Here is a 26,286-nt window from a genome sequence, read left to right as displayed (position 1 = left end):
ATCCACATTTTACGAGCTTTCTTTTTTACTACTATTTCTTCGGGTGTCAAAAACGACAAAATAATCCCTCCTTGGTTTGGCAGCTGGCTGGCATGTAATAGCCCTGTAGCTTTGCGTCGTCACCTTTCGATGATATTGCCCTTAATCAGTCCATACCATTATTATATCGACACCCCAGAATCGGAATAAAATAGGTATAAAGTACCTTATTAAGTTAATTTTTTTAAAAAATTATCTTCCAACTAGTGGTTTTTTCTGGTAATATAGCATAAAATTGATGTTTGAAATGCCGTCTAATAGTGTAATAAAGTGATATAAACTGTTTTAACATGTAGGAGGTTGTCGTTTTGAAAGGGAAAGTGAACAACGATCAGCATATTTTGAACGTCATCCATAAAGCGTTCGACAAAGGTCAACAAGGAAACATGGACACCAATACAATGATCCACTGGCTCAAACAAGAACTCCAATCGGGATACACCATAGATACAAACCAAAAAGCGCTCTAGACCCAGTAATCCGGGAACCTAGGCGTTTTTTTTGAGGAGCTTTTATGAGGGACGGACCTCACTTTTATTAAAAGATGGGAGCGTAAATCCCGGTATAACAGTGTTTATACTGCAGATAGTGAGGTCCGTCCCTCTAAGAGTGTACTACCAACCCTTCATCGTCTGGTAGAAGTGGTTGACGTGGGCGAAGAATTTTTCTTTGCGCTTTTCTGTGAAGTAGGAGAGGGAGGACAGGGTTCGTTTGAATTTCGGGTGCTCCTGGAGGGTTTTCAGAATTTCTTTTGTTTCTTCGTCTTCGAAGGTTTCTCTCAAGATCATGGGGTCGTGGCTTTGCCCAAGGCTGTCGCTTTCCTCCCCGTACATGATCCGGTTCATTTCATGGGTCGGGATTTTATAGACTTCCTTAAAGGTAAGCAGCATTTTGTAAGGGATGTCCCTTGCACCAGTTTCATAGTTTGATAATGCGCCCTGGCTGATATTCAAGCGAAGGGCTGCTTCTCTCTGGGTAAGCTCTAATACATCATTGCGGTAATGCTGTAACTCTACATGCAGATCCATTGTTTTCACCGACTATCCCTTTTTTCTTCAAGATAAAGCTTTTGGGTTCATGGATTAGGAATTTACACGATTTGAAATCGTTATTTTGATTACGATTAAAGATAATTTGGAAAAGGTATACAAAATTACAGACAAACGTATTAAAATGTAAATATAATTGTAATTTTGTCGAATTGGGGGTAAAGGTGGAGATGGAATGGGTGAACAAAAGAATGGGAGAGGGGAAAACCTTTCAGCAGGTGTAGAAAAGAAAACCATCACATGGGTATGGCTGAAACCAGAATCAAAACTAGTATTCAGCACGAAGCAACACAGCAAACAGCGAGTCATCTACTACTCGCAAAAAAACATCACCAACCTTGACTACCACAGAAGAGATAGATAATAGGAGGGACGGACCTCTCTACCCTTTCATTTTCACGGTTTCGTGAAAGAATAGAGGTCCGTCCCTCAAGAAAAAAGAGGATTTTACGCATTTATGTCGAATAGGTTTAGTGTAAGATTATGAGTTTGTGAGAAGGAGTGATGTTATGGTTCGAACGCCTCGGAATTGGAGTCCGGGAACGACGTATCATGTGACAGCGAGGGGAAACCGTAAGCAGGATCTGTTTCATGATGATGAAGACCGCAAGAAGTATTTGATGTATTTACAGGAAACGAAAGACAAGTACCCTTTTACCATCCACGCCTACTGTTTGATGTCCAACCACATTCACCTGTTGATCGAAACCCACGATGTTCCACTGGAGAAAATCATCCGAACACTTCACACCCGCTACGCCGTCTATTTCAATAAAAAATATGATTATGTAGGACATGTGTTCCAAGGACGGTATGGTTCCACCAAGATCGATACGCCATCCTATTTTATTAAAGTCAGCAGGTATATCCACCACAACCCCGTTGAAGCGAAACTCACCCTACATCCCGAGACATACCCCTGGAGCAGTTATCCTTTCTACATCCATTCCATCGATAACCCCTTACTTTCCAAGGAACGTACGCTTAATTATTTTCCAACTCCACAAATCAGCCGGTATAAGGAATATGTAGAAAAAGAACCCCAAACCGAAGGACTGAACACCACTACAATTAAAAAGTGAAAAATATAAAATATTCTTGGAAAAATATAGAGGAATTTAGATATTAGTGTCGAAATTCATAATCAGTAGGACCAAATTCCTATCACAAGGAGGAGGAAAGTATGAGAAAAGAGTTTCTTTTAGTATTCGAGGATTTCCATGTATCCAAAAGAATCGTCAAGAAATCAAAAAAACATTTAGTCGTTTTTCAAGGGCAGCTTTATTACAATAAGTTAGTCGTGGTGAATCGTCCGCCGGGATTTTCCCATGCCCTCGAGAGCATCATGTACTCGGACAAGATTCTCGAAACGGTCGGGTTCACGACATTGTTTGCCGTGCCGGTCGACCGGAATCACTCGATCCCATTTAAGTTTGTCCGAATAGGAGACAACACACCAAAGGATTGCAAGATTGTACTCGATAAGCGTGAGGGAATGGAGCAATTGAATATCCTGCCCCTATACCCTGTAGACGGTCCACTGTCCCCTGAAGACAAACAGGACATTCTATCCTACTTAAGCCTGAAGTCCGATGACGGAACCGTCACCTACCTTATGAACAATCCCCAGATATTCAAAGGAAAAGGCAAAAAACAAGAAGAATAAAGGAGGAATGAGGCGAACCTGAACAGGTACGTCTTTTTTTGAGGGACGGACCTCCACATCCCGTACCACCGCAAAATCCCTTTACCACGCTACCAAACTACCTCTCTAAGTTTCTAAAATCACCACTTTTTTCGTTGACCTCTCCTGAATCAGACCATACAATAATAGTAGTTATTAGTATTTTTAGAATTTTCACGTAAGGTGCGAATGCCACTTGAATAAGACAGATCATACTCGTATCGGAAAGAATGCCATGCTTCTTCTCCTTGTTGACAGGGAAGAGGAAGAGTGGAATCGTCATTTCAATGAGCTGAATTGGAGTTACTGCACCGGGAAGATCGGGTCCATGGACAGCCAGAAAATCGTGGCCGCAATTGAAACAGCGGCGAAGCGGAGTGACCTGGTCCGGGAAGATCTGTACCGGGAGATGCATGCCTTGTATCACGCGATCATGGAAGCACTGACGGGGGTCACCCGCGGTCAGACCCAATTGGGTGAAATCCTGCGGACTGTGGGCTTGCGATTCTCCGTTGTGAGAGGGACTCCTTATGAAAGTGAAGAGGAAGGCGAATGGATCGCAGTCGCGTTATACGGAACGATTGGTGCGCCCATTAAGGGGTTGGAGCACGAAACGATCGGACTCGGAATCAATCATATTTAAATAAGAGAGCCTAGAGATATTAGTTGAAAGGAGGCTCGACCAAGGGCAGAAGTCTGTCTTTGGTCGAGCCTCCTTTTTGTGTGGTCAGGGGTCCGTCCCGCAGCAGGTTAAAGCGTTAAAGAGAAAAAACCAGCAATAACGGCACATAACAATGGGAGGGAACCGAATGCAGGTGGTTTTCGGAGGTCCGTCCCTAAATAGAAGGAGTGAACCGAAATGGTGGAGTTGACGGGTTGTAGTTTGAGTTTGGATGAGGCGAAGCGGGTGATTTATGGGAAGGAGCATGTGGAGCTTTCGCCGCTTAGTATGGAGCGGGTGCGGAAGAGTCGCGAGGCGGTTGAGAAGATTGTGAAGGAGAAGCGTGTGGTGTATGGGATCAACACGGGCTTCGGGAAGTTCAGTGATGTGCTGATCGATGCGGATGATGTGGAGGAGCTTCAGCTAAATTTGATCCACTCTCATGCTTGCGGAGTGGGTGATCCGTTCCCGGAGAACGTTTCGCGTGCCATGCTCTTACTCCGCTGTAACGCTTTGTTAAAAGGATATTCAGGTGTCAGACCGGTGATCGTTGAGCGCCTTGCTGAGTTTCTGAACAAAGGGATTCATCCGGTGATTCCGCAGCAGGGGTCCCTTGGAGCAAGCGGGGACTTAGCGCCGCTTTCCCATCTGGCCCTTGCTTTGATGGGGGAAGGAGAGGTCCAGTATCAGGGAGAAATTCATCAAACCCTTCCTATTCTTTCAAAAGAAAACATCTTCCCAATCCAGCTTCAGGCAAAAGAAGGATTGGCCCTCATCAATGGAACCCAGGCGATGACAGCAATGGGCGTGATCGGGTACCTGGAAGCGGAGGAACTTGCCTTCCAAAGTGAGATGATTGCCAGTCTGACCATGGAAGGGCTTAGAGGAATCGTGGACGCCTTCGACGAAGATATTCATGTAGTAAGGGGATATCCTCAACAGGTCGCAACGGCAAAAAGAATCCGGGATTACCTCGAAGACAGTAAACTCACAACGAAGCAAGGGGAGCTCCGAGTGCAGGATGCCTACTCACTAAGATGCATCCCACAAGTTCACGGAGCATCCTGGCAGACACTGGACTACGTGAAAGAAAAGCTCGAAATTGAAATGAACGCGGCAACGGATAACCCGCTCATTTTTGACGACGGGGAAAAGGTCATCTCAGGAGGGAACTTCCACGGGCAGCCGATCGCGTTTGCTATGGATTTCATGAAGATCGCCGTCGCAGAACTTGCCAACATCTCAGAACGACGGATCGAACGCCTTGTAAATCCGCAGCTGAATGACCTGCCACCATTCCTGAGCCCGCAGCCTGGACTGCAGTCAGGCGCTATGATCATGCAATACTGCGCCGCGTCACTCGTATCCGAAAACAAAACACTGGCCCATCCGGCGAGCGTCGATTCTATCCCGTCATCTGCCAACCAGGAAGACCACGTCAGCATGGGTACGATCGGATCCCGTCACGCCTACCAGATCCTGCAGAACACAAGAAGAGTCCTCGCAGTCGAGCTCATCTGCAACCTGCAGGCAGCAGAACATCGAGGGACGGACCTCATGGCAAGTAAGACCCGCCAATTTTACGAAGCAGCGAGAAAGGTCATTCCTTCCATCACGAAGGACCGGATCTTCTCGAAAGACATAGAAAAAGCCAACGAGTGGCTGCAGCAAACCACACTTAGCACACTAATCAAACCAACCAAAACAAAGGAGGAAACGACAAATGGTTAAAGCAGACAAACGAATCGTACAAGTAAAAAGAGGGACGGACCTCGAATGTAAAGGATGGGAGCAGGAAGCGGTCCTTCGCATGCTCTACAATAACCTCGATCCCGAAGTAGCGGAAATTCCCGAGGAGCTCGTCGTATACGGAGGAATCGGGAAAGCGGCCCGTAACTGGGAGTCCTTCGATGCCATCGTCCACACGCTCAGAAACTTGGAAAACGATGAAACCATGCTCGTTCAATCCGGTAAGCCGGTTGGTGTGTTCAAAACCCATAAAGCGGCGCCGAGGGTCCTGCTATCCAACTCAGTCCTCGTGCCGAAATGGGCCAACTGGGAGCACTTCCACGAGCTCGATCAAAAGGGCCTCATGATGTACGGCCAAATGACGGCGGGAAGCTGGATCTATATCGGGACTCAAGGGATCCTGCAAGGGACGTATGAAACGTTCGCGGCACTGGCGAAGAAACACTTCAACAATTCCCTTAAAGGGACGATCACCCTGACAGCCGGCTTAGGCGGAATGGGTGGGGCTCAGCCACTCGCCGTCACGATGAACGGAGGGGTCGTGATCGCAGTCGACGTGGACGCAGAGCGGATCCAGAAGCGCATTGACACAAAATACTGTGATGTGAAAACCGATTCCATCGAAGAAGCGCTGATGATGATGTATGAAGCACGTGACCAGGGCAGACCTCTTTCAATAGCCTTATTAGGGAACGCAGCAGAAGTTCATCATGAACTTCTCAAGCGGGACGTCAAAATTGATATCGTTACCGACCAAACATCGGCTCACGATCCGTTAAACGGCTACGTACCAGAAGGATATACACTCGAAGCGGCAACAGAATTGCGCAAACAGGACCCGAAAGCCTACACGGCCCTGTCACAAAAAAGCATGGCGAAACACGTGGAAGCGATGCTCGAATTCCAGCACAGGGGATCCATTGTATTCGATTACGGCAACAACATCCGTCAGGTCGCGAAAGACGAAGGGGTCAAAAATGCCTTCGATTTCCCTGGCTTCGTTCCGGCATACATCCGTCCACTATTCTGTGAAGGGAAGGGACCATTCCGCTGGGCAGCACTATCTGGAGATCCAGAGGACATCTACAGAACAGACCGCCTGATCAAAGAACTTTTCCCAGAAAACGAAGCCCTGAATCGCTGGATCGATATGGCCCAGGAACAGGTGGCATTCCAAGGGCTGCCTTCACGTATTTGCTGGCTTGGATACGGTGAGCGTGTGAAGATGGGTCTTGCCATCAATGAACTGGTCAAAAACGGCGAGCTGAAAGCACCGATCGTCATCGGTCGTGACCACCTGGACTGCGGATCCGTCGCTTCACCGAACCGTGAAACGGAAAGCATGAAGGATGGCAGTGACGCAGTGGGAGACTGGGCAATCCTGAATGCCCTCATCAACACAGCGGCAGGCGGCTCCTGGATTTCCTTCCATCATGGTGGCGGAGTAGGCATGGGTTACTCACTGCACGCCGGAATGGTCGTTGTGGCAGACGGGACGGACCTTGCGCAGGAACGCCTCGAGCGAGTCCTGACAACAGACCCTGGAATGGGCGTCATCCGCCACGTCGACGCAGGATACGACATCGCAGAAAAAACAGCCGAAAAACACAACATCCACATCCCAATGAACAAAGGAGGAGAATAAGATGACCACCACACAATTCGACACCATCATCGACAACATCGGCCAGCTCCTGACAATGGATCACGGGGACGGACCTCTGAAAGGGGAGGCGATGAGCAAGCTTCCTGTCCTAGAAAAAGCGGCCATTGCCATCAAAGACGGACTTGTCGCCTGGATTGGCACCCATGAAGAAGCACAATCCCTAAAAGCGACGGAAAGAATCGATGCAGAAGGAAAGCTCGTATCTCCAGGTCTCGTCGACCCGCACACGCACCTGGTCTTCGGCGGCTCACGTGAACACGAAATGGCCCTCAAGCAGCAGGGAGTCCCATATTTAGAGATCCTGAAGCGGGGAGGAGGCATCCTATCCACAGTAGGGGCCACCCGCGAAGCATCGGAAGAAGAGCTCCTTACAAAAGCACGCTTCCACTTAAACAGGATGATTTCGTACGGAGTAACCACAGTCGAAGCAAAAAGCGGCTACGGTCTCGATCGCGCAACTGAACTAAAACAGCTGAAAGTGGCAAAAAAGCTAAACGAAACGCATCCGGCAGAAATCGTCTCCACATTCCTGGGGGCTCACGCCATCCCACCGGAGTTCAAAGACCGCTCCGATGAATTCCTACAGGAAATGCTGGACCTATTAAACGACATCGAAAAAGACCAGCTCGCCGAATTCGTCGACATCTTCTGCGAAACAGGCGTATTCACCGTTGAACAGTCACGAAAATTTTTAACCAAAGCCAAAGAAAAAGGCTTCTCCGTCAAAATCCACGCCGACGAAATCGACCCTCTCGGCGGAACGGAAATGGCAACGGAAATCGGAGCCACCAGCGGAGACCACTTAGTAGGAGCATCCGACAAAGGTATCCAGGCACTGGGCGAAACCGACACGATCGCCGTCCTTCTGCCAGGCACATCCTTCTACCTGAACAAAGGCAAGTTCGCCAACGCAAGAGGCATGATGGAAGCGGGAGCGGCAGTCGCCCTTTCCACTGACTTCAACCCGGGCAGCTCGCCGACGGAGAATCTGCAGTTCATCATGAGCCTGGCATCACTTCAGCTGAAGATGACACCTGAAGAAATCTGGAACGCAGTCACCGTCAACTCGGCATACGCCATCAACAGGGGAGACTCGGCAGGAAAACTGATCACCGGGCGTAAAGCAGACATCGTCCTATGGGATGTCCCGAACTATCACTACGTTCCGTATCATTACGGAGTCAACCATACCAATACCGTCATAAAAGACGGCTGTATCATCTACCGCAAGGAGAAGCTTCATGAGCACATTTCAGCACATTAAGCCGGCAGGGAAGGCCCAGTTCAAAGACCGGTACACAACGAAAGCAGCCGAACTCCTGACACCTTGGGAAGAAGGGAAGAAAGGTGACATCGCCATCATCGGCGCCCCCCTCTCCAAACCCTCCATCTCCCACTCAGGAGCAAGCTTCGCACCCGACGCCATCAGACGGTGCCTGAACTCATTCACAACCTATAACATCGAAAGAGGGACGGACCTCGCCGACGACCAGAAAACAATCATCGACTTCGGCGACATCTCCATGCACCCGACGTCCATTGAAGAGTCGCATCAACGAATCTATGAATCAACGAAAGCGGCTACCGAAACGAACGCAGCCCCCTTTACCATTATCCTGGGCGGCGACCATTCCATCACCACGTCAACGGTCAAAGCCATCAAGGAAACGAAGGGGACGGTCGGCATCATTCAGTTTGACGCCCATCACGACCTCAGGAACACGGAAGACGGAGGGCCGACCAACGGCACGCCGTTTAGAAGGTTACTAGAGGAGGGGCACCTTAAGGGAGAGCATCTCATCCAGATCGGCATCAGAAACTATGCCAACGCCAAAGCCTATCATGACTATGCCATCGAGCAGGGGGTGACGGTGTATACGATGAAGGACGTCAGACAGCAACAGATGACAAAGCTTATCCAAAAATCTCTAACCCAACTGGACCCCCAAGTTGACACCATCTACCTCTCCGTCGACATGGACGTCCTAGACCAGGCATTCGCTCCAGGCTGCCCTGCGATCGGTCCCGGGGGGATGCACCCGGATACGCTCACCGAGGCGGTCCAGACTGCCCTGCAGCATCAGAAGGTCCACACCATGGACATCGTCGAGATCGATCCGACCCTCGACATCAGGGACATGACGAGCAGGGTGGCAAGTTTACTAATCTTAAATGCCTTAACCAAATAGTATTAGAAAGGTGCATTCCTATAAGCGGAATGCACCTTTTTTGAAATTTTTGAATATATCTGAGACATTCTACCGCTGACAATCGTCTAACATGAAATGGAAAAAGGAAATACGAAGGGGAGTTAAAGTCACAATAAACATGAAAGATTCAAGAACGGAACAAAAAGCAGATACCACTATGACAAAGTAATATGAAGCGTCCCAACTCGACAAACGTTTCAGTTAAGTTCAAAAAAACTGAATCGAACTAAACGCTGAAAAAAGAGGCTCGATTCTAAGCAAGTAAGTACTAGATAAAGATTTACAACAATTATTATGTGTAGTAAGCATTAGGAGGGAGGTTTTATGACAGAGGTATTACACCAGGTGAGAGGGGAGCTTAGGCGTTTGGAAGATATGAAGATTAATAGTGATCAATTGATTGAAACATTAATTGACCAGTACGAAAATCAGATTACAAAGCTTGCTTATATGTATGTTCAGGATTGGTCGACGGCACAGGACATATGCCAGGAGGTTTTCATTAAAACGTATCATTCATTGGGCAGCTTCAACCATAATTCCTCCTACAAAACATGGTTATATCGGATTGCTGTGAACCAATGCAAAGACTATAAAAAGTCTGCATATTTTCGAAAGAACACAGTGGTGGATAAATTTCACCGAATGTTCAATAAGGAAATGGCGGGAACACCAGAACAAGAGCTCCTTCAAAAAGAAGATAAGAACTGTGTTTCAGCACAAATCTTTGCATTATCCATGAAGTACAGAGAAATTATCCTATTATATTATTATGAAGAACTAACGACCGATGAAATTAGCGAACTATTAAACATTAAAGCTTCCACTGTACGAACCAGGCTGGACAGGGGAAGGAAAAAATTAAAAGCTCTGCTGCAAGGGGGGGACACAAATGAATGAGGATCCTTTACACAATCTAAAAGATGAATTGGAAAAAGAACTATTTCAACATAAAGAAATACCAAGTCAGAAGAAAACGATTATAACGAAAATCCAGCAACAAAAGTATAAGAAACGACGAAGCTGGCGTATGATTCTCAACCCAGCAATAGTAGCAGCAATCATTTTCATCGGTTCTGTCCTTGGAAGCAGTTATTTATCGAAAGATGAATTGGCTAAGAATGATCATCAAATTGAAAGCAAAGAGCGTAAGGATGAGAAGAGCCATTCGGCCTTTATACCCGAGGACGACCTTAAAGAAAAAATAGAAAAAGAAAAAAGAACCTTGCAAGATAAAAAACGCGAATCCTCTGTGAAGGAAGAATTACCTGATTCAGAAGATGTGGATACTCAGGTTCAAGAAATGGAAGAAGAGAAGAAGCCGGTGGGTGAATTTATTATAGATCCGCCAACATTTGATTTTTCAGTTATTATTCAAAATCCGGAAGAATTCAAAGAGCAAGCTTCCAAAGGAGTACTATATGGAACAGAAACTAAATTAGGAGACACATACGACAGTATTATAGAAAGATATGGTAAGTTGCCGGCAACCGGGGGATATGAAGGGGGCTACAGGTACTTCCTTGGGAGTGACTACGTTCTAAGTTTTACGGAACAACAAGGGGGAGCATTGGATAGGGCAGAAGTCAGAAATAAAGGGAATACACTTACTGTTAATCAAATCATTAATGCTTTAGGAGAACCATACTTTTTATATGATATGATGAATGACCGTGTTAACCTGGTATATTATGTTGGTGAAAACCAGCTGCTTATGAGAGTGGAAGGGCTGGTAGATATAGATGATGAATCTGAAAACAGTGATTTTAAAGTGGTAGGAGTGGATCCGGAAGCGGAAGTGACAGCGGTTACGCTTAGTGAAAAATGGATAGATGAAAAAACCCTCACGAAAAATGTGAAATTCATCACTTCGGCTGACTAAGAAAACCCTTTCCGTTTCAACCAAGATTGGATCACCGAAGCACAGGAGGAAATTCTGACCAAACCAAAAGACTAAAAATACTCTAGGGATAAAACACATCAAACCACAGGCCCTTACCCACCCGAAGGAGAATGAGTTCAATACTAAACCAAAGGTCCGACCCTTAAAACGAGGGACGGACCTTCTTGATCTAATTTATAACGATCACAATACTTGAATATTTTATTCGCCAAATCTACTCCTGAGTGTATATCCTGAATGGACATTTGAAATTCCAATGACTCCAAGGAAATGTTTTAGCTTCTTCATACAGTTCTTTTCTACTCCCCCAACCACTTCGAATTGGTCTATAACGGCGGTTTTGTCTGTTTTGGTAAAAGATCCGTGCTTACCTTTTCTAATCTGTACAGGGTGCCCGGCGGTAGAGTAGGTGGAGACGAACGCTTCTCCGATTTTATTTCCAAATTGTTCGAATTCGAACTGGAATACAATCGACAAATCTACATCGGAATATAGAGGATTTACTTTCATGTTTATACTTTTCATCATGAAGCCCCTTTCTTTTATTGTACTTTTATCCTATCATGTTCAAGGGAATTGTGTATTTTGGCTCATAAATGCGTAGGAGCTGAAAAACTTTAATTTAATGGGTAAAACGTTTTCTTTTCTTTTCTTTCATAATTCTAAGCATATTCCTATAAGAATATTATTTTTAAAGAAAAAAGCTTCCTGAATGAAGGAAGCTTTAACATGATGATTAATGTTGAGTTGGAAGTTCAACTGTTTGAATTTGTACATTTGCAGTTTCAGTATCGTTATTAGCAAGTCCTGCAATACCAAAAAGAAGAACCGATGCTGTTAACATTGTAAGAAAACGTCTTTTCATAGGACTTTCCTCCCTTTCTTGTTCGAATTAATGTTCGGTAAAATAAAAGAAATATCTGTTATAATAATTAAAACATATATTAACATTTTGTACATTCTGAATATGGTGTCAAATTACCTAATTTAAAAGCCGATTAATAGGCTTTTCATTTGATTTCTTCAAAAATATAACTCTAGGCATATTTAGGGGTGGGTTTTTATGGATTTTAAAGCAGTGGGAAACAAAATAAAAGAGTTGAGAAAAACCAGTGGCCTTTCACAAGAAGAGCTTTCACAAGGGATATGTACACAAGCACAGATCAGTAAGATCGAAAAAGGAGATGTCTATCCTTATGCTTCTACATTGTATCAAATTTCTCAGAAGTTGGGAGTAGATGTGAACTACTTTTTTGATATCGGGACAACTCCACGGCTAGATTACTTTCAGGAAGTATTCCAACAGCTCCAGATACTCCGCAGAAATGGGAAATATGAAGAAATGATGGATATTGTAAAAGCTGAATTAGATAATCCGTTATTTTCACAAAACAACAAAAACTTACAGTTGTTGCTATGGCATAAAGGAATCTATTTATATGAAGTTAAGAAAGATTTGAGTAAATCAGTTGATACTCTTAAAGAAGCCATCCATCTCACCCATACCAAAGGGAAGATTTTGCTTGAGCGAGAATTAGAAATTTTCCTGACATTGGGGGCAATTTACTTTAAAGAAGACATTAATAAGGCGTTAGAGGTTTTTGAGGAAGTCAAGGATCATCTTCAGCTTCTTCCCCACTTGAATGATTATACAATTAAAACACGACATTATTATCATATTACGAGGGTGTTAACGCGTCTTAACAGACAGGAAGAATCAAATAAATATTGTGAAGATGGAATAAAATGGTGCCTGCAGAAAGATAGTTTATTCCTATTAGGTGAGTTACATTATCAAATAGGATATAACATGGAGCTGATGAATAAACCTGAGGAAGCCGTCAGGTATATGAAGAAAGCAATCGTCGTCTTTGATCTTCAACAGGATTGCAAGCACATTCAATTCATCGAAAACAGAATAAAGGAACTAAGTGCGTTGATTTAATAAAAAGGCATCCAAAGGTCAGTAGGAATTGATTATTGGATGCTTTTTTGTGTGAACTTCAGAAAAATTACAGTATTATTCTGGATCTTATTCGTACCTGGTAATGGGTTGTTGAGGATTAAGGCCCGTTATGGGAAACTACTGTTGGACGTTACTTTTTACAAAGGAAACTTGAAAAAACCAGGGAATAGAAATTCCCTGGTGTACTTACACTGCCAAGTAGTACATTTCCATATAGCCGTTGGGAACATAGTACCAGGTAGTGGTTAATCATGTTTTTTTACAAATCATAAAACCTTTTAAAACCATCAAACTTGGATTTCCAATATGAATTATCTAAACTAGTAATTTCCACGCCATTGTCACCAGCATGGATAAACTTGTTGTCTCCAACGTAAATGCCTAAATGGGAAATTCCTTTTTTATACGTGTTTTCGAAAAAGACGAGGTCCCCTATAGCTGGTTTATTAACATAGTAAGAACGATTGTAATACCCCTCACTGGAAGTTCGACTTACATTAACACCGCTCTTATTAAAAGCATAATAAATGAAACCGCTGCAGTCGAAACCTGACGGGTTAGAACCGCCCCATGAGTATGGGATGCCCAGTTGTGCTTTTGCGTGAGAAATGAGTGTATTTGAATTGAAAGAAGTACCGCTTCCTTCGTTTGATTGAACAGTTTCAGTTGTGGCAGGTGATTGTGATACTTGAGATTTTCCTATTTTTAAAGTTTGGTTGATATAAATCAAATCACTGGATAAATTGTTCAAACGTTTAATGTCTTGAATTGAAACATCGTACATTCTACTGATGTACGATAATGTATCTCCAGCCTTGACTGAATATGTATTAGAGTTTTCCTGATTAGTTGGTGCAGCAGGAGGTTTGGGAGAAGTCACATTCCCATTGCTTTGATTACTGGATGAGGAGCCGCTGGCTATGTTAAGTACCTGTCCGGGAAAGATGAGATGTCCATTGATACTATTCCATTTTTGTAATTCTGATACAGTGATGGAATACTTGTAAGCAATGGCGCTGAGGGTGTCCCCTGACTTAACCGTATACTTTTGGGCTGTAGCTGACGTACTTGACGTCTGGTTTGAAGGTGGCTTAACGGCTTGATCAAGACTTACCGTATCTACTTTAAGCACTTGATTTGGGAAAATTAATTCTGATTGTAATTTGTTCAATTCTTTTATGGCACTAACTGATGTGTCGTACTTAACAGCGATTGACCAGAGAGAATCACCAGATTCAACTTTATGTGTGTTTGCGGAAGCGGATGCAGCAAACGCAGTCGACAGAACGGCGGTGGCAGCGACAGAAACTAGTGTTTTTTTCACTTATTTTTTCTCCTTTTTTGTCAGATGTTAGTTATATCGGTATATAATATTGACATTTTATCACATAAAGACAAAATAGAGACATTTTTATTGATAATATTACATATTTTTTAGTATTTACCATGGGTTTTGGAACGTTGGTATATAAACTGGAGTTGGTGTAAAATGATATATATTATTGAACATGATTTAAATATGGAGTAGTAACGTATTAAATGTTTTGAGGAGTCGCCTACAATGTAATTTTCCTTTAATTGCTGTGGGGGCTGGGTTTGTTTCAAATCAGGCAAATTAAACAATGTTAAAGGAGTTTTTTGGATGAGCTACTATCTCGTTACAGGTGGAGCCGGGTTCATCGGGTCACATCTTGTTGAAGAGTTATTAAAATTAAATAAAAAAGTGATCATTATCGATGATCTTTCGATGGGAAAAAAAGAAAATATACCTGAACATGAAAATGTAACGTTTATCAAGGGAGATATTTCAGATTCGGAATTCGTGACCGACATTTTTATGAGGTACCAATTTGAGAAGATATATCATTTAGGGGCAATTGCAAGTGTAGCGGCATCAGTTGAAACGCCTTTGGTCACTCATAAAACGAACTTGGATGCAACCTTGTATTTATTAGAGGGAGCCAAGAAGCAAGGCATCTTAAAAAGGTTTATTTTTGCCTCTTCTGCTGCAGTGTTTGGGGATGAGCCAACCTTACCTAAAACGGAGACTTCAGATATTAAGCCATTATCTCCATATGCAATTGACAAATATGCTTCTGAACAATATGTTTTGACCTATAATAGACTATACAATCTCCCAACGACAGCAGTGAGATTTTTTAATGTATTCGGATCCAGGCAGAATCCCTCTTCTCCATATTCTGGTGTAGTTTCTATTTTAACTGATAAATTTTTGGAATTGGAAAAGAATCATCAAGTCGAGTTCACTTTATACGGGGATGGGGAGCAAACCCGGGATTTTATCTATGTTAAAGACGTAGTGAGTGCGCTGGTGCTAGTTGGTGAGAGTGAAAAAGCAATCGGGGAAGTATTTAACGTCGGAACAGGTAACTCAATAAGTTTGAATGAATTAATTTCATTATATGAAAAGTTGACTGGTTTGAAGCTCCATATTAAAAGAGAGGACGAAAGGGCTGGAGATATAAAATATTCTTACTCTGATATAACTAAAATTAAGGGGATTGGCTTTCAATCACTCTATAATATGGAAAAAGGGTTAACTGAATATTGGAATGAAGAGACCAAACGAAAAGAATAAGATTCTATTTCCTTGATGCTCTGTTTTCACGGAATTGCTGGTTACTTGAACGTATAGCAGTTTCTTCCAGAAGAGAAAAATTCATAATATACCAAAGCTTCAGATCCAGGTGAATGCCTGCTGTCTGGGGCTTTTTGTGTACCCTTTTTCTACTTCTATGTCCATTATCTCAGTGTTTAACTTCAGTCGAATGTTTAAACTTGGATTAAAAGCACTCTTTTTCTATTAATTTCTATTTTCTATTTACAATATTTATGGGCTTATATAGTATTTAAACTGAAAAGCGTGTAACTAGAATGTAATGGAGTGGTAATGAATGAAAAAAAGTTTAGGGATTGCATTGTTGTCTGGTGCTCTATTGTTGAGCGGTTGTGGAACGAAAGAGGAAAACGTGGGAAAAAATAACACTTCAGAAAATGTTGAATCGGCCGATACAAATAATGTAAAAACAGAAACAGTCGTTTTCAATGGACTGGCCGACACTCATTCAATGGAAGTGAAAAGTGGCAATGAAGTTATGTCAATTCAATTTAATCCAGAGATGCTAGACGAAATTCAAGAGCTGGAGGAGGGCGGAGAAGTTCAATTGAAGTATAAAGAAAATGAAAAAGGTCAGCTTGAATTAGTGGAAATCACAGAAAAATAATTAATAATAGGAGGTCAAGTTGTTGGGTTATTTTAAAAAAACAATCGTATCTGTCGTAAGTGCCGGAATGATTCTTGCATATACACCTGTGGAAGCAGGTGCAGCTTCAATATCTGTAAAACTTAAAAACTATATCGGAAATAAAACAAGCCTGACCATTAATAGTGAAGGTGTTTATAAGTTAGAGAACAATAATAATAGATTCAGTGGAACGGACCGCTATCAGGTTGCTGAGAATGTTGCCAGTAATGGATGGAACACTGCCGGGACGGTCTTTGTAGTGAATTCAATGGCCTTTGCAGACGCATTATCCGCATCTCCTCTGGCTTATAAATACGATGCTCCTATCCTCTTAACAAGAAAAGATAGTATTCCCGACTCAACCCTGAATAAAATTAAATCGTTGAATCCGGATAAGATTGTCATCATAGGTGGAGCAGGAAGCGTAAATCAATCTGTAGAAACTAAATTAAAATCAATTACTACTGACGTTTCACGTATTGACGGGAAAGACCGTTTTGAAGTCGCAAAGAAAGTAGCACAGAACCTCGGTACTACAAATAAAGCGGTTGTCACAAATGGGTTAATCTTCTCAGATGCTCTTGCCATTGCTCCTTATGCTGCCAAAAATGGAATCCCTATTATTCTATCCAAGAAAGATGACCTTCCAACTGCCTCTCTGGAAGCAGTTCAAGGTAAGTCTGATGTGCTGGTAGTCGGAGGAACAGGAAGTGTAAGTAACGCCGTTTACAACCAAGCCAAGGCGACAGACAGGATTGCAGGTAGTGACCGATATGAAGTCTCATCCAATATCATCAAAGAACTTAACATTGAGTCAAGTATGGCATACATATCAAATGGGTTAACATTTGCAGATGCGTTGACAGGCTCGGTATTAGCAGCTAAGAACGGAGCTCCACTTCTCTTAACGAGAGCAGATAAGCTCCCTGACAGCATTCAATCTACTATTAATGAAGAAAGCTTCAATGTGTTTAATATATTAGGAGGTCCGGCATCGGTTAAAGAAAGTGTCGTGGAGCAGCTTCCTAATGAATTCAAGCTTAACGAAGGCACCGACTATGTAGTGAAAAATGAATCTGGAAGATTGGCTATCTACCAAGGGTCTTCTAAGATTGCGGATTTTGGAACGTCCAGTTTTGTCTTGAAGCCGGAAGTTTACTCTCAATCAAATATATTAACGATCATGGGAGATTCTGAAAGAGAATATTTAGGGAGAATGCAATTCAGCTCAGAATCTAATTCTTATGTTAGACCTACAAATTTAAATATTCCCTTTGAAGACTATTTGAAGAGCGTAGTGCCTAAAGAGTCCCCTGCCTATTACCATATGGAAGCATTGAAGGCTCAGGCAGTGGCTGCCCGTACTTATGCATATAATGAAGCGGGAAAAACAGTACTGGATGATCAGAGTTATCAGGTTTATGGCGGTTTTGATTGGAATGTAAAGACGTCTCAAGCCGTAACCGAAACGAGTGGAGAAGTATTACGTTATAACGGTAAATTAATCACCGCGTTATTTTCGTCAAGCAACGGTGGTTATACAGCGACTAATACAGATGAATGGGGTACGCCAAAGTTGGGCTACTTAACAAATAAGGCTGACCCGTATGACAATTACACATGGGAACTAAAAGTACCAAAAACGGTAATCAGTGACGAAACAATCACGAATACCTCAAATGAAGAAACACCATACAGTAATGTCACTCTGGAAGCGGCATTGAAAAACCCAGGCTGGTGGTGGGACGCTGTAAGTGAAGATAAAACGGTCTTCTTAGACGGCAACCAAAAAACATCCCCGTTGATTGATAACATTAAGAAACAACTGAATGAAAGCTATGTAAACAAAGAAATAAAAATCAAATCCATTTCAAGTTTTATCCTGGATCCTGAAAAAAATGCTGCGCAAAGAAGTCTTGAAGGATCTCTAAGAGTTAAGTTTTACCTGAAAGAAAAGGGAACAAAAAGTTATTCCATGGACTCTGACGGCAAGCTGAAAGAATTTGAGGAAACAATCGAAAAGTCTGCAACAGACTTAAGGTATATGTTCGGCACTCTTTACTATAGAAGCACGTTCACTCCTACTGTGGATAATGAAAACGACAGCTTCACGATACACGGTAAAGGCTTTGGACACGGAGTTGGCATGAGTCAGCAAGCTGCTAATAAAAGAGCGAATGATGGACAAACGTATAAACAGATTTTAGATTTCTACTATCCTAATACCACATTAGGAAAATAACAAACTAGAATATTGTACCAATAGGAGGAAATAATGAAGAAAGTATTAGTTTCGCTGGTTGTTTTTTTCGTCTTCTTAGGATTGGCACAGGTGGCCAGTGCGTCAGGTGAATATGAGAGGTTATCGGGTAAGGATCGATTTGAAGTTGCTGCAAATGTCGCGGAAGATGGATGGCCAAGTGGAGCCAATGTGGTTTTTCTATCTAACTATGATGCTTTCGCCGATGCGCTGGCTGCAACACCTCTGGCTTATAGAATGAACGCACCGATTTTATTGACACGTTCTACAAATTTAGGGGATACAACAAAGAACAAACTTCGTGAACTTTCGCCATCCAAAGTTGTTATTATAGGTGGAACGGCAAGTGTTTCGAATAACGTCGTAAATGAAGTGAAAAGTCTCGGGATTTCAACTGTTGAACGAATAAGCGGACAAAACCGTTTTGAAGTATCAGCTGCAATAGCCAAGAAGATGCCGAGTTCTTCTAAGGCTGTAGTGGCAAATGGATTGACCTTCGCGGATGCATTGGCAATAGCGCCATATGCTTCAAGGAATGGTATGCCAATCCTGTTGACTCGCGATGATGCACTCTCTGCCCCGACTATTTCAACTTTACAATCAAGAAATCCCAGTCAAGTAATTGTAATGGGTGGGACAGCCAGTGTGAGTAATGGGGTCTATGCAGATTTATTAATCTATAACCCCCTTAGAATTGGTGGAGATGACCGTTATGAGGTCGCTGCTAATATCATTGAGAAACTAAACTTACCGACCTCGACTGGATTCTTAGCGACTGGACAGACGTTTGCCGACGCGTTAACTGGTTCAGTATTAGCAGCTAAGAAAAATGCCCCGGTTTTATTAACAAGAAACTCTTCTTTGCCTGAAGCGACAAAGGAAATTTCAGGTCAAAAGGGAATGACAAACTTCATCGTATTGGGTGGTAAAGCATCAGTTTCAGATAGTGTAGTCAAGGCCGTAGCGGGACCTTTAGCTGGTAAATTAATCGTCGTTGATCCGGGTCATGGAGATGATGATCCAGGTGCATCAGATAATAGTGTGATTGAAAAAGAAGTGAATCTAGGTGTTTCTACAAAATTGAAAAGAAACCTTGATGCAAATGGTGCTTATACAATCATGACCCGTGAAGCTGATACGTATCCTACTTTGTCAGAGAGAGCGGCGCTTGCTAATAAGCAGGGGGCAGATGCATTTATCAGTGTCCATACAAATGCATTTCCATCGAATCCTGATGTAGACGGAACCGAAACCTATTGGGACGATACCTATGCAGCTGCCAAAAGCCAGGAACTGGCCACTTATATTAACAGAGAATTAGTCGACAAGTTGGATACAAATAATAGGGGAGTAAAGAATGTTAACTTTAAAGTGATCAGGGAATCCACTATGCCAAGTGTGTTAGTGGAACTGGCGTTTTTAACGAATGAAGAAGATGCAGCGAAGTTGAAAAGCGATTATTATAGAGAACAAGCTGCCATTGGAATCACAAATGGAGTTCTTACTTTTTTCAGATAATAAGGTAAGGAATGATATCGGAAAGGCACCTGGAATTTTTGCTTATTCCAGGTGCCTTTTATATTACGTTTGAGGAGATAGACATTAATGAAAAAGTTCATATTACTCTTTTTAGGCCTCTTTTTATGGTTGGGCTTAATTACGGGAACAGCTGAAGCTGAAACAGTACAGGAAAGAATTGACGGCCAAAACCGGTTCGAAGTAGCGGTGAATATCTCAAAAAAGTACTGGGGAAATGGTGCTGAGACTGTTATAGTAACAAATCACCTAGCTTTTGCAGATGCACTCTCGGCTTCACCATTGGCCTACTATAAAGACGCACCTATTTTACTAACAAGGAAAGATAAGTTAACCAGTGAGACACTTAAGGAATTAAATAGGTTAAATCCAAAGGAAGTAATAATCATTGGAGGAGAAGGCAGTATCGCCCCTAATGTTGTCACCCAAATCAAAGAATCTAAAATCTCGAACCTGCACACTATTTCTAGAATTTCGGGTAAAGATCGATTCGCTGTATCGGAAAACATAGCCATGAAACTTCCTCCTTCCTCTAGTATTATTTTGGCTAATGGTCTGATTTTTGCCGATGCATTATCAATTGCTCCCTACGCTTCAATCCATAATATTCCCATTTTATTGACAAGGTCAAATGACATTCCCTCTTCTACATTAAAGTTGATAAAGGAAAAAAAGGTAGCTGGAGTCACAATAGTTGGCGGTAATGCAAGTGTTAGCAAAGAAATCGAACAATTATTGCCTGTAAAAGAGAGGATTGGAGGAAAAGACCGGTATGAAGTATCAGCTAATATCGCTGAAAAACTTTTTCCCGAATCAAGACAATCCTTTATTGCAACCGGAATTACGTTCGCCGATGCTTTAAGTGGATCGGTAATAGCAGCCAAATCAAAAGGACCGGTATTACTAACAAGACCCAATCATGCACCGGATCTTATACATTCATATTTGGTTAGCAGACAGCCTGAGAAAATTACAATTTTTGGCGGTCAAGCGTCTGTTAATGAGAGTGTGGTCTATAAACCTGGAAAATGGGAAATTGATAAGAAATCTTCTTCAATCCAGGGTTATGCTGATAAGCCATCCTATCAGACTGGTGACGATGTATCTTTATATATATCCAGCGAATTTGGATATGGCGCAGAAATTTATAGAATGGGCTACTACAAGGGGGAAGGAGCAGCATTAAAGAAATCAGTGGGTTACTTTTCAGCGCTTAATCAATCTACGAAAAAGCCGAATCCTGAAAATTTGGATGCCAACTGGGTGAAAACCGGTCAATTCTCCATACCAGAAGATTGGGAAAGTGGAATGTATTTAATCAAACTAGTAGACAGTAGATTAAACGCATCGTATATTCCGATTGTTATAAATTCCAATACTCAAAATGAAATTGGAATTGTAATAGCAACAAATACGTACCAAGCCTATAATAATTGGGGGGGCAAAAGTTTTTACGGTTACAATAGTACAAATAAAGAACCTTCAATCAATCTATCATATCATCGCCCTTATCTGGAGGGAAATGGGGCAGGGCAATTCTTTAAATATGAATACAATTTCATCAGGTGGATGGAAAAAAAAGGATATAGACTTAATTATTATTCGAATGTTGATATAGCCAAAGGTAAATTAGAAGTGGACAATCCAAAACTACTTATCATACCAGGGCATGATGAATACTGGACGAAAGAAACCAGGGACAGCATCGAGGAATTAACCAAACAAAATCTGAACCTTGCAAACTTAAATGCGAATGTGGGGTACTGGCAAGTTCGTTTAGAAAAGGATGGTGCCAATATTGTCAGCTATAAAGCAAAAGCTGATCAGGATCCCTATCAGAAATTATCCCCAGCCAATGTAACCACTCAATTTAGAAACTCACCGGTTAACAGGCCTGAAAATCAATTATTTGGAAGCATGTATAGAGGGATTCCAGATAAAACATATCCGATGGTAATCACGAATTCATCTCATTGGATTTATGAAGGAACAGGACTTAAAGATGGTGATGAAATAACAGGCGTAATAGGTGGTGAAGTTGACCGGTATGATGGGGAGATTGCCGGAGTGGAGTTAATTTCCAGGTCCCCGGTGAACTTATACGGAAAAAAGAGTGTGTCGGATGTTGTCTGGTGGGAGAAGCCCTATGGTACTAAGGTCTTCTCTGTGGGGACGTTTAACTGGAACTGGTTCTTGGACCCGTATGGTCATACAGATGTTGCTGCCTATAACCGCAATATTGAATTAATGACAGAAAATGCTTTAGAAGAACTGTTAAAGTAAAAAGGGTAGACTCTTCTAACCAAATATTTTAGTCATTATTACCACTAATAAACTTATGGATAGGTTAGAAAATAATCTAAGCAGGGTAAAGGGTAATGAAATCTAATTGTAAAAAAAAATTCATTTCTTTGGATCGCTTTTATGTTAAACTGAGTGAGGACTAAATTTTAGAAATAAAAGACTTAATTTCAGGTATAAAAGGAGTAAATATAATGGACATCAAGTTGGTAATGTCGGTAATTTTATCTTTTGTCTCCGTCCTTATTGTCACTCCATGGGTTATTAAATTTGCAAAACTCATTGGCGTAGTTGACCAACCGAATCAACGCAAGGTTCATACAAAGGAGATGCCCCGCATGGGTGGCTTGGCCATTTTCATCGGCGTTCTTGTAGGCTACTTTGCATCAGGTTTATATAAAGAACCGATCGCTTCAATCACGGTGGGAGCTCTAATTATCATAGCAATCGGATTGTTAGATGATAAATTTGCTTTATCCGCCAAGGTCAAGCTACTAGGCCAAATTATTGCTGCTGTCGTAGTGGTATATTCTGGACTGACGATAGAATTTTTATACATTCCTTTCTTCGATAAAATTGATATTGGCATTTTGGCTATACCGGTAACCTTGTTATGGGTAATTGGGATAACCAATGCAATCAATTTAATTGATGGATTAGACGGCTTGGCGGCTGGGATTTCTTCAATTAGTTTGGCAACCATCGCGTTTATGGCATTTATTAATGGAAAAGCATTAATTTTGACATTGGCGTTAATTGTGCTGGCAAGTGCAATTGGTTTCCTGTTCTACAATTTTCATCCAGCCAAGATATTCATGGGGGACACAGGCTCTTTATTCCTGGGTTACATGATAGCCGTATTGTCATTATTAGGATTATATAAGAGTGTGACGCTATTTAGTTTTGTTGTACCTATCTTGATACTGGGGGTACCTCTATTCGATACAACCTTCGCAATTATCCGAAGGGTAGTGAATAAGAAACCAATATCTGCTCCAGACAAATCCCATTTACATCATCGGTTAATCAGTTTAGGGTTTTCACATAGGGAAACAGTTCTAATTATATATGCACTTGGATTGTGTTTCAGTATAAGTGCTATCATTTTTACAAAAGCTACCCTATGGGGATCTGTATTGTTACTGGCTACATTACTGATAGCCATTCAAACCATTGCAGAGGTAATCGGTCTCGTGAATGAAAAACACAAACCTTTCTTAAGGTTTTATAAGAAAATCTTAGGCCGTCTATAAGCTGTGGGAGCATTCCTGCAGCTTTATCTTATTTCTAAGGAGATTTAACAATGAAACAAGATCAAACACTTATTCTTCTCACAAGTAGATTCCCGTATTCGCCTGGAGAAGAGTTTGTTTATAACGAATTAATGATTCTCTCTCAGAAGTTTAAAGATATTCTCATTGTGCCAACCAATCAAGAGTGCTGGAACAGAGTTACACCGCACGGCAGGGAACTTCCTGAAAATGTAAGAGTTCATACCATTAAGAGTAATGAGAAACATCCTAAAACAAGGAAGATGAAAAGTCTTCTATTGGGTATTACGAATCCCACCATTAGGAAATGGTATAAAAGAGATATTCACAATGCGAAAACGTTTGGACCCAAGGGGAGATTAAAACTTTATAAATGGATTGTTGATGCATACCAAATAAGAAAGAATCTAGAAGTGATTGAAAACAGTCTTTCCAGACCATCTGTTTATTATTCCTATTGGTTGACACCTGCAGCTGCGGCATTAGCGATATTGAAAGAAGATAAACCAATGATCAAAGCTGTTTCAAGAGTGCACGGCGGTGATTTGTACTGGGAGCGCCATGCTATGCCTTATTTACCTGTTCAGAAACAAGTGATTCAATCCTTGGATAAAATTTACAGCATTTCAGATAATGGAAAAAAATACCTTGACGATAAATTTTCAGGATTGAGTGGCAAAGTTGAGGTCAGTCGCTTGGGGACAAAGAGAATAGATTTCACGCACATTCCACAAGACTCTTCCTCACAAATCCCATTAAAGTTAGTATCCGTTTCCTACCTCAAAGATGTTAAAAGAGTTCATCTTATAGCGGAAGCAATAAAAGGGACTCAGGTACCGGTTCACTGGATACACATAGGGGATGGACCAGAGAGGGAGAAAGTTCAGGGTATCATCGAACAATTTCCTGACATGAGCAAAGGAGAGTTAGTCGGCAGCCTTTCAAATGAAGAGGTTATTGGTGTGCTAAGCAATCAAAAATTTGACCTTTTCCTAAATGTAAGTGAAAGTGAAGGTATCCCGGTAACTATTATGGAAGCATTTAGTGCAAGAATTCCTGTTCTTGCCACCAATGTGGGAGGGACATCGGAGTTGGTGAATTCCTCTAACGGCTGGTTGCTGAATAAGGACTTTGAACCTGAAGAAATATCCCGGGTGTTAAACAAGATAGCCGCTTCACCCGAGCTGATTTCACAAAAAAGAGAGCATGCTTACCAAATGTGGGAAGAACACTACTCTTGCGAAAAAAATTATTCCGAGTTTGCAGAAAAAATGTTATCAATAGGAGATTTAACACAACATGGAAACTAATAACTCATTTTTTTCAAACAGTCTAATCACCCTTACCCGACAATTGGCCAGTATTGTCATTGGGATCACCCTCATTTCTGTCCTTGGGAGAACCCTTGGTAAAGACGGGTATGGAGAGTATACCTTGATTACGTATGTTCCATTGATGATCATGACATTCCTTAACTTAGGTTTGAATTCTTCAACCATTTATTTTGTCAGCAGGAGAAAATATTCACTTAAAGAAATATTCAACACCAATGTTCTGATGGCCCTCTTATTATCGCTTATAGGAATTATCATCGGAACAGTTGTCTTGTTTCTGTTCAAGGAATCTAAGTTTGATGAGTTGAATTTATCCCTTCTTTTTGCGAGTTTTTTTGCGTTGCCGTTTATGTTGGGGATGATTTTTTTACAGACCATTTTTCAAGGTCAACAAAAATTCAAGACATTTAACACTGCCCTCTTGATTCAACAATTGGGGACAGTGATTTCAGTTCTTATTTTTGTGCTATTGCTTGATTTAGGGCTGCAAGCGGCTGTTTTCTCTTTTGGTATTGGATATTTTTGCAGTGTGACCTATTGTTTAATCATCTTGTTTACAGTCGAGAAATTGCAGCTCAACTTTCGTTCCTTCTCCAAAACATATTTAAAGGAGTCGGTAACGTATGGAATTAAGGCTCATATTAGTAATGTCATGACATTTTTAAATTACAGGTTGGACATCTTCTTCTTAGGTTTTTTCCTGGGGAAAGGTTCGGTCGGTATTTATTCTGCGGCGGTGAATATCGGGGAAAGACTATCGATTTTTTCCCAATCAATTTCAAGTGTACTTCTTCCGAGAATATCATCCTCTAAGGAAACGGTGGATCGAAATAGAATAACGGCGCTTGTGACAAGAATTATGACCTTGTTTATGATCTTATTAGGCTTAGTTGTGTTTATATTGTCCGATTTTATTTTTGATGTAATCTTAAACAGTGAATATGAGAGCAGTTCGCTTATGTTACAACTTTTAATTCCAGGTATAGTCGTTCTAGCAGTAGAGAAACTATTATCAAATGATCTCGCTGGAAGAGGAAAGCCGGAATTGAACATGTATGTATCAATATTCAATGTTGTATTGAACGTCATCCTGAATCTTATTCTCATTCCTTCCATTGGGATCAAGGGAGCGGCGATTGCTTCATCTATTACTTATATTTTAAGTTTTATGATAAAAGTGATAATATATTCTCGAGAAACGAAAGTGAAGCCTTTTGAATTATTGATCCTCAAGAAGTCAGATGTTTTATTACTCAGCAGTACAGCTAAGAAGTTAGCTAAATCATTTATGTAACGAAATTGAAAAATATTTATAACCCAAATACCTATCATTTTGTGTATGATAGAGAGTGCGAACAAGAATGAGTATAAGTAGACAGGTGGTTAGTTAT

The 26,286-nt window shown here is 41.7% G+C and carries 24 protein-coding genes and 1 riboswitch; of the genes, 20 read left to right on the top strand and 4 right to left on the bottom strand.

What is annotated here, in order from left to right; all coding sequences use genetic code 11:
• Window positions 1-75 precede the first annotated feature (75 nt).
• Window positions 76-150: riboswitch (cyclic di-GMP riboswitch) on the bottom strand.
• A gap of 197 nt (window positions 151-347) precedes the next feature.
• Window positions 348-509 carry a hypothetical protein gene (locus AM506_RS22785; RefSeq protein WP_160316876.1) on the top strand — a complete coding sequence of 54 codons (162 nt, stop codon included), beginning with the start codon at window positions 348-350 and terminating at the stop codon, window positions 507-509.
• A gap of 144 nt (window positions 510-653) precedes the next feature.
• Here AM506_RS22785 and AM506_RS12535 read toward each other — a convergent pair whose 3' ends face one another.
• On the bottom strand, window positions 654-1,067 hold the full coding sequence (locus AM506_RS12535; protein ID WP_235576109.1) for a helix-turn-helix domain-containing protein: 414 nt from the start codon (window positions 1,065-1,067) through the stop codon (window positions 654-656).
• A gap of 196 nt (window positions 1,068-1,263) precedes the next feature.
• Between AM506_RS12535 and AM506_RS12530 the strand changes: the two genes are divergently transcribed.
• From AM506_RS12530 to AM506_RS12485, 10 genes are all read left to right on the top strand, one after another.
• Window positions 1,264-1,452, top strand: coding sequence for a hypothetical protein (locus AM506_RS12530; RefSeq protein ID WP_060672829.1), 189 nt, complete (start codon window positions 1,264-1,266; stop codon window positions 1,450-1,452).
• A gap of 145 nt (window positions 1,453-1,597) precedes the next feature.
• Entirely contained in the window at window positions 1,598-2,170 is a 573-nt protein-coding gene (locus AM506_RS12525) for an REP-associated tyrosine transposase (protein WP_060672828.1), read from the top strand.
• A gap of 101 nt (window positions 2,171-2,271) precedes the next feature.
• On the top strand, window positions 2,272-2,754 hold the full coding sequence (locus AM506_RS12520; RefSeq protein ID WP_060672827.1) for a hypothetical protein: 483 nt from the start codon (window positions 2,272-2,274) through the stop codon (window positions 2,752-2,754).
• 214 nt (window positions 2,755-2,968) lie between these two features.
• Window positions 2,969-3,415 carry a hut operon transcriptional regulator HutP gene (gene hutP / locus AM506_RS12515; RefSeq protein ID WP_082386354.1) on the top strand — a complete coding sequence of 149 codons (447 nt, stop codon included), beginning with the start codon at window positions 2,969-2,971 and terminating at the stop codon, window positions 3,413-3,415.
• Window positions 3,416-3,631: 216 nt separating this feature from the next.
• Window positions 3,632-5,164 carry a histidine ammonia-lyase gene (gene hutH / locus AM506_RS12510; RefSeq protein ID WP_060672826.1) on the top strand — a complete coding sequence of 511 codons (1,533 nt, stop codon included), beginning with the start codon at window positions 3,632-3,634 and terminating at the stop codon, window positions 5,162-5,164.
• Window positions 5,157-6,827: a urocanate hydratase gene (gene hutU, locus AM506_RS12505; protein WP_060672825.1), complete on the top strand. Its 1,671-nt coding sequence runs from the start codon at window positions 5,157-5,159 to the stop codon at window positions 6,825-6,827. The genes hutH and hutU overlap by 8 nt, the downstream gene beginning before the upstream one ends.
• Before the next feature lies 1 nt (window position 6,828).
• Window positions 6,829-8,112: an imidazolonepropionase gene (gene hutI, locus AM506_RS12500; protein ID WP_082386353.1), complete on the top strand. Its 1,284-nt coding sequence runs from the start codon at window positions 6,829-6,831 to the stop codon at window positions 8,110-8,112.
• The gene (hutG, locus tag AM506_RS12495) at window positions 8,090-9,037 is read left to right on the top strand and encodes a formimidoylglutamase (RefSeq protein WP_060672824.1); all 948 of its coding nucleotides are present in this window, start codon (window positions 8,090-8,092) and stop codon (window positions 9,035-9,037) included. The genes hutI and hutG overlap by 23 nt, the downstream gene beginning before the upstream one ends.
• Before the next feature lie 345 nt (window positions 9,038-9,382).
• Window positions 9,383-9,958: a sigma-70 family RNA polymerase sigma factor gene (locus tag AM506_RS12490; protein WP_060672823.1), complete on the top strand. Its 576-nt coding sequence runs from the start codon at window positions 9,383-9,385 to the stop codon at window positions 9,956-9,958.
• The gene (locus AM506_RS12485) at window positions 9,951-10,940 is read left to right on the top strand and encodes a hypothetical protein (RefSeq protein ID WP_060672822.1); all 990 of its coding nucleotides are present in this window, start codon (window positions 9,951-9,953) and stop codon (window positions 10,938-10,940) included. Before AM506_RS12490 ends, AM506_RS12485 begins: the two co-directional genes overlap by 8 nt.
• A 222-nt stretch (window positions 10,941-11,162) precedes the next feature.
• On the opposite strand, the gene AM506_RS12480 is transcribed toward AM506_RS12485, so the two are convergent.
• Entirely contained in the window at window positions 11,163-11,486 is a 324-nt protein-coding gene (locus AM506_RS12480; RefSeq protein WP_060672821.1) for a hypothetical protein, read from the bottom strand.
• Window positions 11,487-11,697: 211 nt separating this feature from the next.
• Window positions 11,698-11,826: a hypothetical protein gene (locus tag AM506_RS23330; protein WP_268788393.1), complete on the bottom strand. Its 129-nt coding sequence runs from the start codon at window positions 11,824-11,826 to the stop codon at window positions 11,698-11,700.
• Between the two features lie 198 nt (window positions 11,827-12,024).
• On the opposite strand from AM506_RS23330, the gene AM506_RS12475 reads away from it, so the two are divergent.
• Window positions 12,025-12,906: a helix-turn-helix domain-containing protein gene (locus tag AM506_RS12475; RefSeq protein WP_060672820.1), complete on the top strand. Its 882-nt coding sequence runs from the start codon at window positions 12,025-12,027 to the stop codon at window positions 12,904-12,906.
• A 280-nt stretch (window positions 12,907-13,186) separates the two neighbouring features.
• Here AM506_RS12475 and AM506_RS12470 read toward each other — a convergent pair whose 3' ends face one another.
• On the bottom strand, window positions 13,187-14,251 hold the full coding sequence (locus AM506_RS12470) for a C40 family peptidase (RefSeq protein WP_060672819.1): 1,065 nt from the start codon (window positions 14,249-14,251) through the stop codon (window positions 13,187-13,189).
• 318 nt (window positions 14,252-14,569) lie between these two features.
• Here AM506_RS12470 and AM506_RS12465 point away from each other — a divergent pair, with 318 nt between their 5' ends.
• The 8 genes from AM506_RS12465 (at window position 14,570) to AM506_RS12430 (ending at window position 26,189) form a co-directional block, all read left to right on the top strand.
• Window positions 14,570-15,526 carry an NAD-dependent epimerase/dehydratase family protein gene (locus AM506_RS12465; RefSeq protein ID WP_060672818.1) on the top strand — a complete coding sequence of 319 codons (957 nt, stop codon included), beginning with the start codon at window positions 14,570-14,572 and terminating at the stop codon, window positions 15,524-15,526.
• Between the two features lie 316 nt (window positions 15,527-15,842).
• Window positions 15,843-16,172, top strand: coding sequence for a hypothetical protein (locus tag AM506_RS12460; RefSeq protein WP_060672817.1), 330 nt, complete (start codon window positions 15,843-15,845; stop codon window positions 16,170-16,172).
• A gap of 22 nt (window positions 16,173-16,194) precedes the next feature.
• Window positions 16,195-18,435, top strand: coding sequence for a SpoIID/LytB domain-containing protein (locus tag AM506_RS12455; RefSeq protein ID WP_060672816.1), 2,241 nt, complete (start codon window positions 16,195-16,197; stop codon window positions 18,433-18,435).
• Window positions 18,436-18,468: 33 nt separating this feature from the next.
• Window positions 18,469-19,971 (top strand): cell wall-binding repeat-containing protein, encoded by a 1,503-nt coding sequence (locus tag AM506_RS12450; RefSeq protein WP_060672815.1) that lies wholly within the window; start codon window positions 18,469-18,471, stop codon window positions 19,969-19,971.
• A gap of 87 nt (window positions 19,972-20,058) precedes the next feature.
• Window positions 20,059-22,272: a cell wall-binding repeat-containing protein gene (locus tag AM506_RS12445; protein WP_060672814.1), complete on the top strand. Its 2,214-nt coding sequence runs from the start codon at window positions 20,059-20,061 to the stop codon at window positions 22,270-22,272.
• A gap of 212 nt (window positions 22,273-22,484) precedes the next feature.
• Window positions 22,485-23,543, top strand: a complete 1,059-nt coding sequence (locus AM506_RS12440) for a glycosyltransferase family 4 protein (protein ID WP_060672813.1) — start codon at window positions 22,485-22,487, stop codon at window positions 23,541-23,543.
• Window positions 23,544-23,593: 50 nt separating this feature from the next.
• The gene (locus AM506_RS12435; protein WP_060672812.1) at window positions 23,594-24,871 is read left to right on the top strand and encodes a glycosyltransferase; all 1,278 of its coding nucleotides are present in this window, start codon (window positions 23,594-23,596) and stop codon (window positions 24,869-24,871) included.
• Complete coding sequence (locus AM506_RS12430) at window positions 24,861-26,189, top strand: flippase (protein ID WP_060672811.1); 1,329 nt, start codon at window positions 24,861-24,863, stop codon at window positions 26,187-26,189. Before AM506_RS12435 ends, AM506_RS12430 begins: the two co-directional genes overlap by 11 nt.
• Window positions 26,190-26,286: the final 97 nt, after the last annotated feature.

It is taken from the genome of Rossellomorea vietnamensis, from assembly GCF_001305855.1.
GTDB lineage: Bacteria > Bacillota > Bacilli > Bacillales > Bacillaceae_B > Rossellomorea > Rossellomorea vietnamensis_A.
Note: the sequence above shows the minus strand (reverse complement) of the source record. Positions and strands in the feature narration are given on the sequence as shown.

What these genes read in the sequence shown, in the direction of transcription:
- AM506_RS12445 (WP_060672814.1), top strand. Translation starts at nt 20,059, where the DNA reads ATGAAAAAGTTCATATTACTCTTTTTAGGCCTCTTTTTATGGTTGGGC.
- hutI (WP_082386353.1), top strand. Translation starts at nt 6,829, where the DNA reads ATGACCACCACACAATTCGACACCATCATCGACAACATCGGCCAGCTC.
- AM506_RS12520 (WP_060672827.1), top strand. Translation starts at nt 2,272, where the DNA reads ATGAGAAAAGAGTTTCTTTTAGTATTCGAGGATTTCCATGTATCCAAA.
- AM506_RS12480 (WP_060672821.1), bottom strand. Translation starts at nt 11,486, where the DNA reads ATGAAAAGTATAAACATGAAAGTAAATCCTCTATATTCCGATGTAGAT.
- AM506_RS12430 (WP_060672811.1), top strand. Translation starts at nt 24,861, where the DNA reads ATGGAAACTAATAACTCATTTTTTTCAAACAGTCTAATCACCCTTACC.
- hutH (WP_060672826.1), top strand. Translation starts at nt 3,632, where the DNA reads ATGGTGGAGTTGACGGGTTGTAGTTTGAGTTTGGATGAGGCGAAGCGG.
- AM506_RS12465 (WP_060672818.1), top strand. Translation starts at nt 14,570, where the DNA reads ATGAGCTACTATCTCGTTACAGGTGGAGCCGGGTTCATCGGGTCACAT.
- AM506_RS12535 (WP_235576109.1), bottom strand. Translation starts at nt 1,067, where the DNA reads ATGGATCTGCATGTAGAGTTACAGCATTACCGCAATGATGTATTAGAG.
- AM506_RS12450 (WP_060672815.1), top strand. Translation starts at nt 18,469, where the DNA reads ATGAAGAAAGTATTAGTTTCGCTGGTTGTTTTTTTCGTCTTCTTAGGA.
- AM506_RS12490 (WP_060672823.1), top strand. Translation starts at nt 9,383, where the DNA reads ATGACAGAGGTATTACACCAGGTGAGAGGGGAGCTTAGGCGTTTGGAA.
- AM506_RS12435 (WP_060672812.1), top strand. Translation starts at nt 23,594, where the DNA reads ATGAAACAAGATCAAACACTTATTCTTCTCACAAGTAGATTCCCGTAT.
- AM506_RS23330 (WP_268788393.1), bottom strand. Translation starts at nt 11,826, where the DNA reads ATGAAAAGACGTTTTCTTACAATGTTAACAGCATCGGTTCTTCTTTTT.
- hutU (WP_060672825.1), top strand. Translation starts at nt 5,157, where the DNA reads ATGGTTAAAGCAGACAAACGAATCGTACAAGTAAAAAGAGGGACGGAC.
- AM506_RS12525 (WP_060672828.1), top strand. Translation starts at nt 1,598, where the DNA reads ATGGTTCGAACGCCTCGGAATTGGAGTCCGGGAACGACGTATCATGTG.
- hutG (WP_060672824.1), top strand. Translation starts at nt 8,090, where the DNA reads ATGAGCACATTTCAGCACATTAAGCCGGCAGGGAAGGCCCAGTTCAAA.
- AM506_RS12530 (WP_060672829.1), top strand. Translation starts at nt 1,264, where the DNA reads ATGGGTGAACAAAAGAATGGGAGAGGGGAAAACCTTTCAGCAGGTGTA.
- AM506_RS12475 (WP_060672820.1), top strand. Translation starts at nt 12,025, where the DNA reads ATGGATTTTAAAGCAGTGGGAAACAAAATAAAAGAGTTGAGAAAAACC.
- AM506_RS12440 (WP_060672813.1), top strand. Translation starts at nt 22,485, where the DNA reads ATGGACATCAAGTTGGTAATGTCGGTAATTTTATCTTTTGTCTCCGTC.
- AM506_RS12485 (WP_060672822.1), top strand. Translation starts at nt 9,951, where the DNA reads ATGAATGAGGATCCTTTACACAATCTAAAAGATGAATTGGAAAAAGAA.
- AM506_RS12460 (WP_060672817.1), top strand. Translation starts at nt 15,843, where the DNA reads ATGAAAAAAAGTTTAGGGATTGCATTGTTGTCTGGTGCTCTATTGTTG.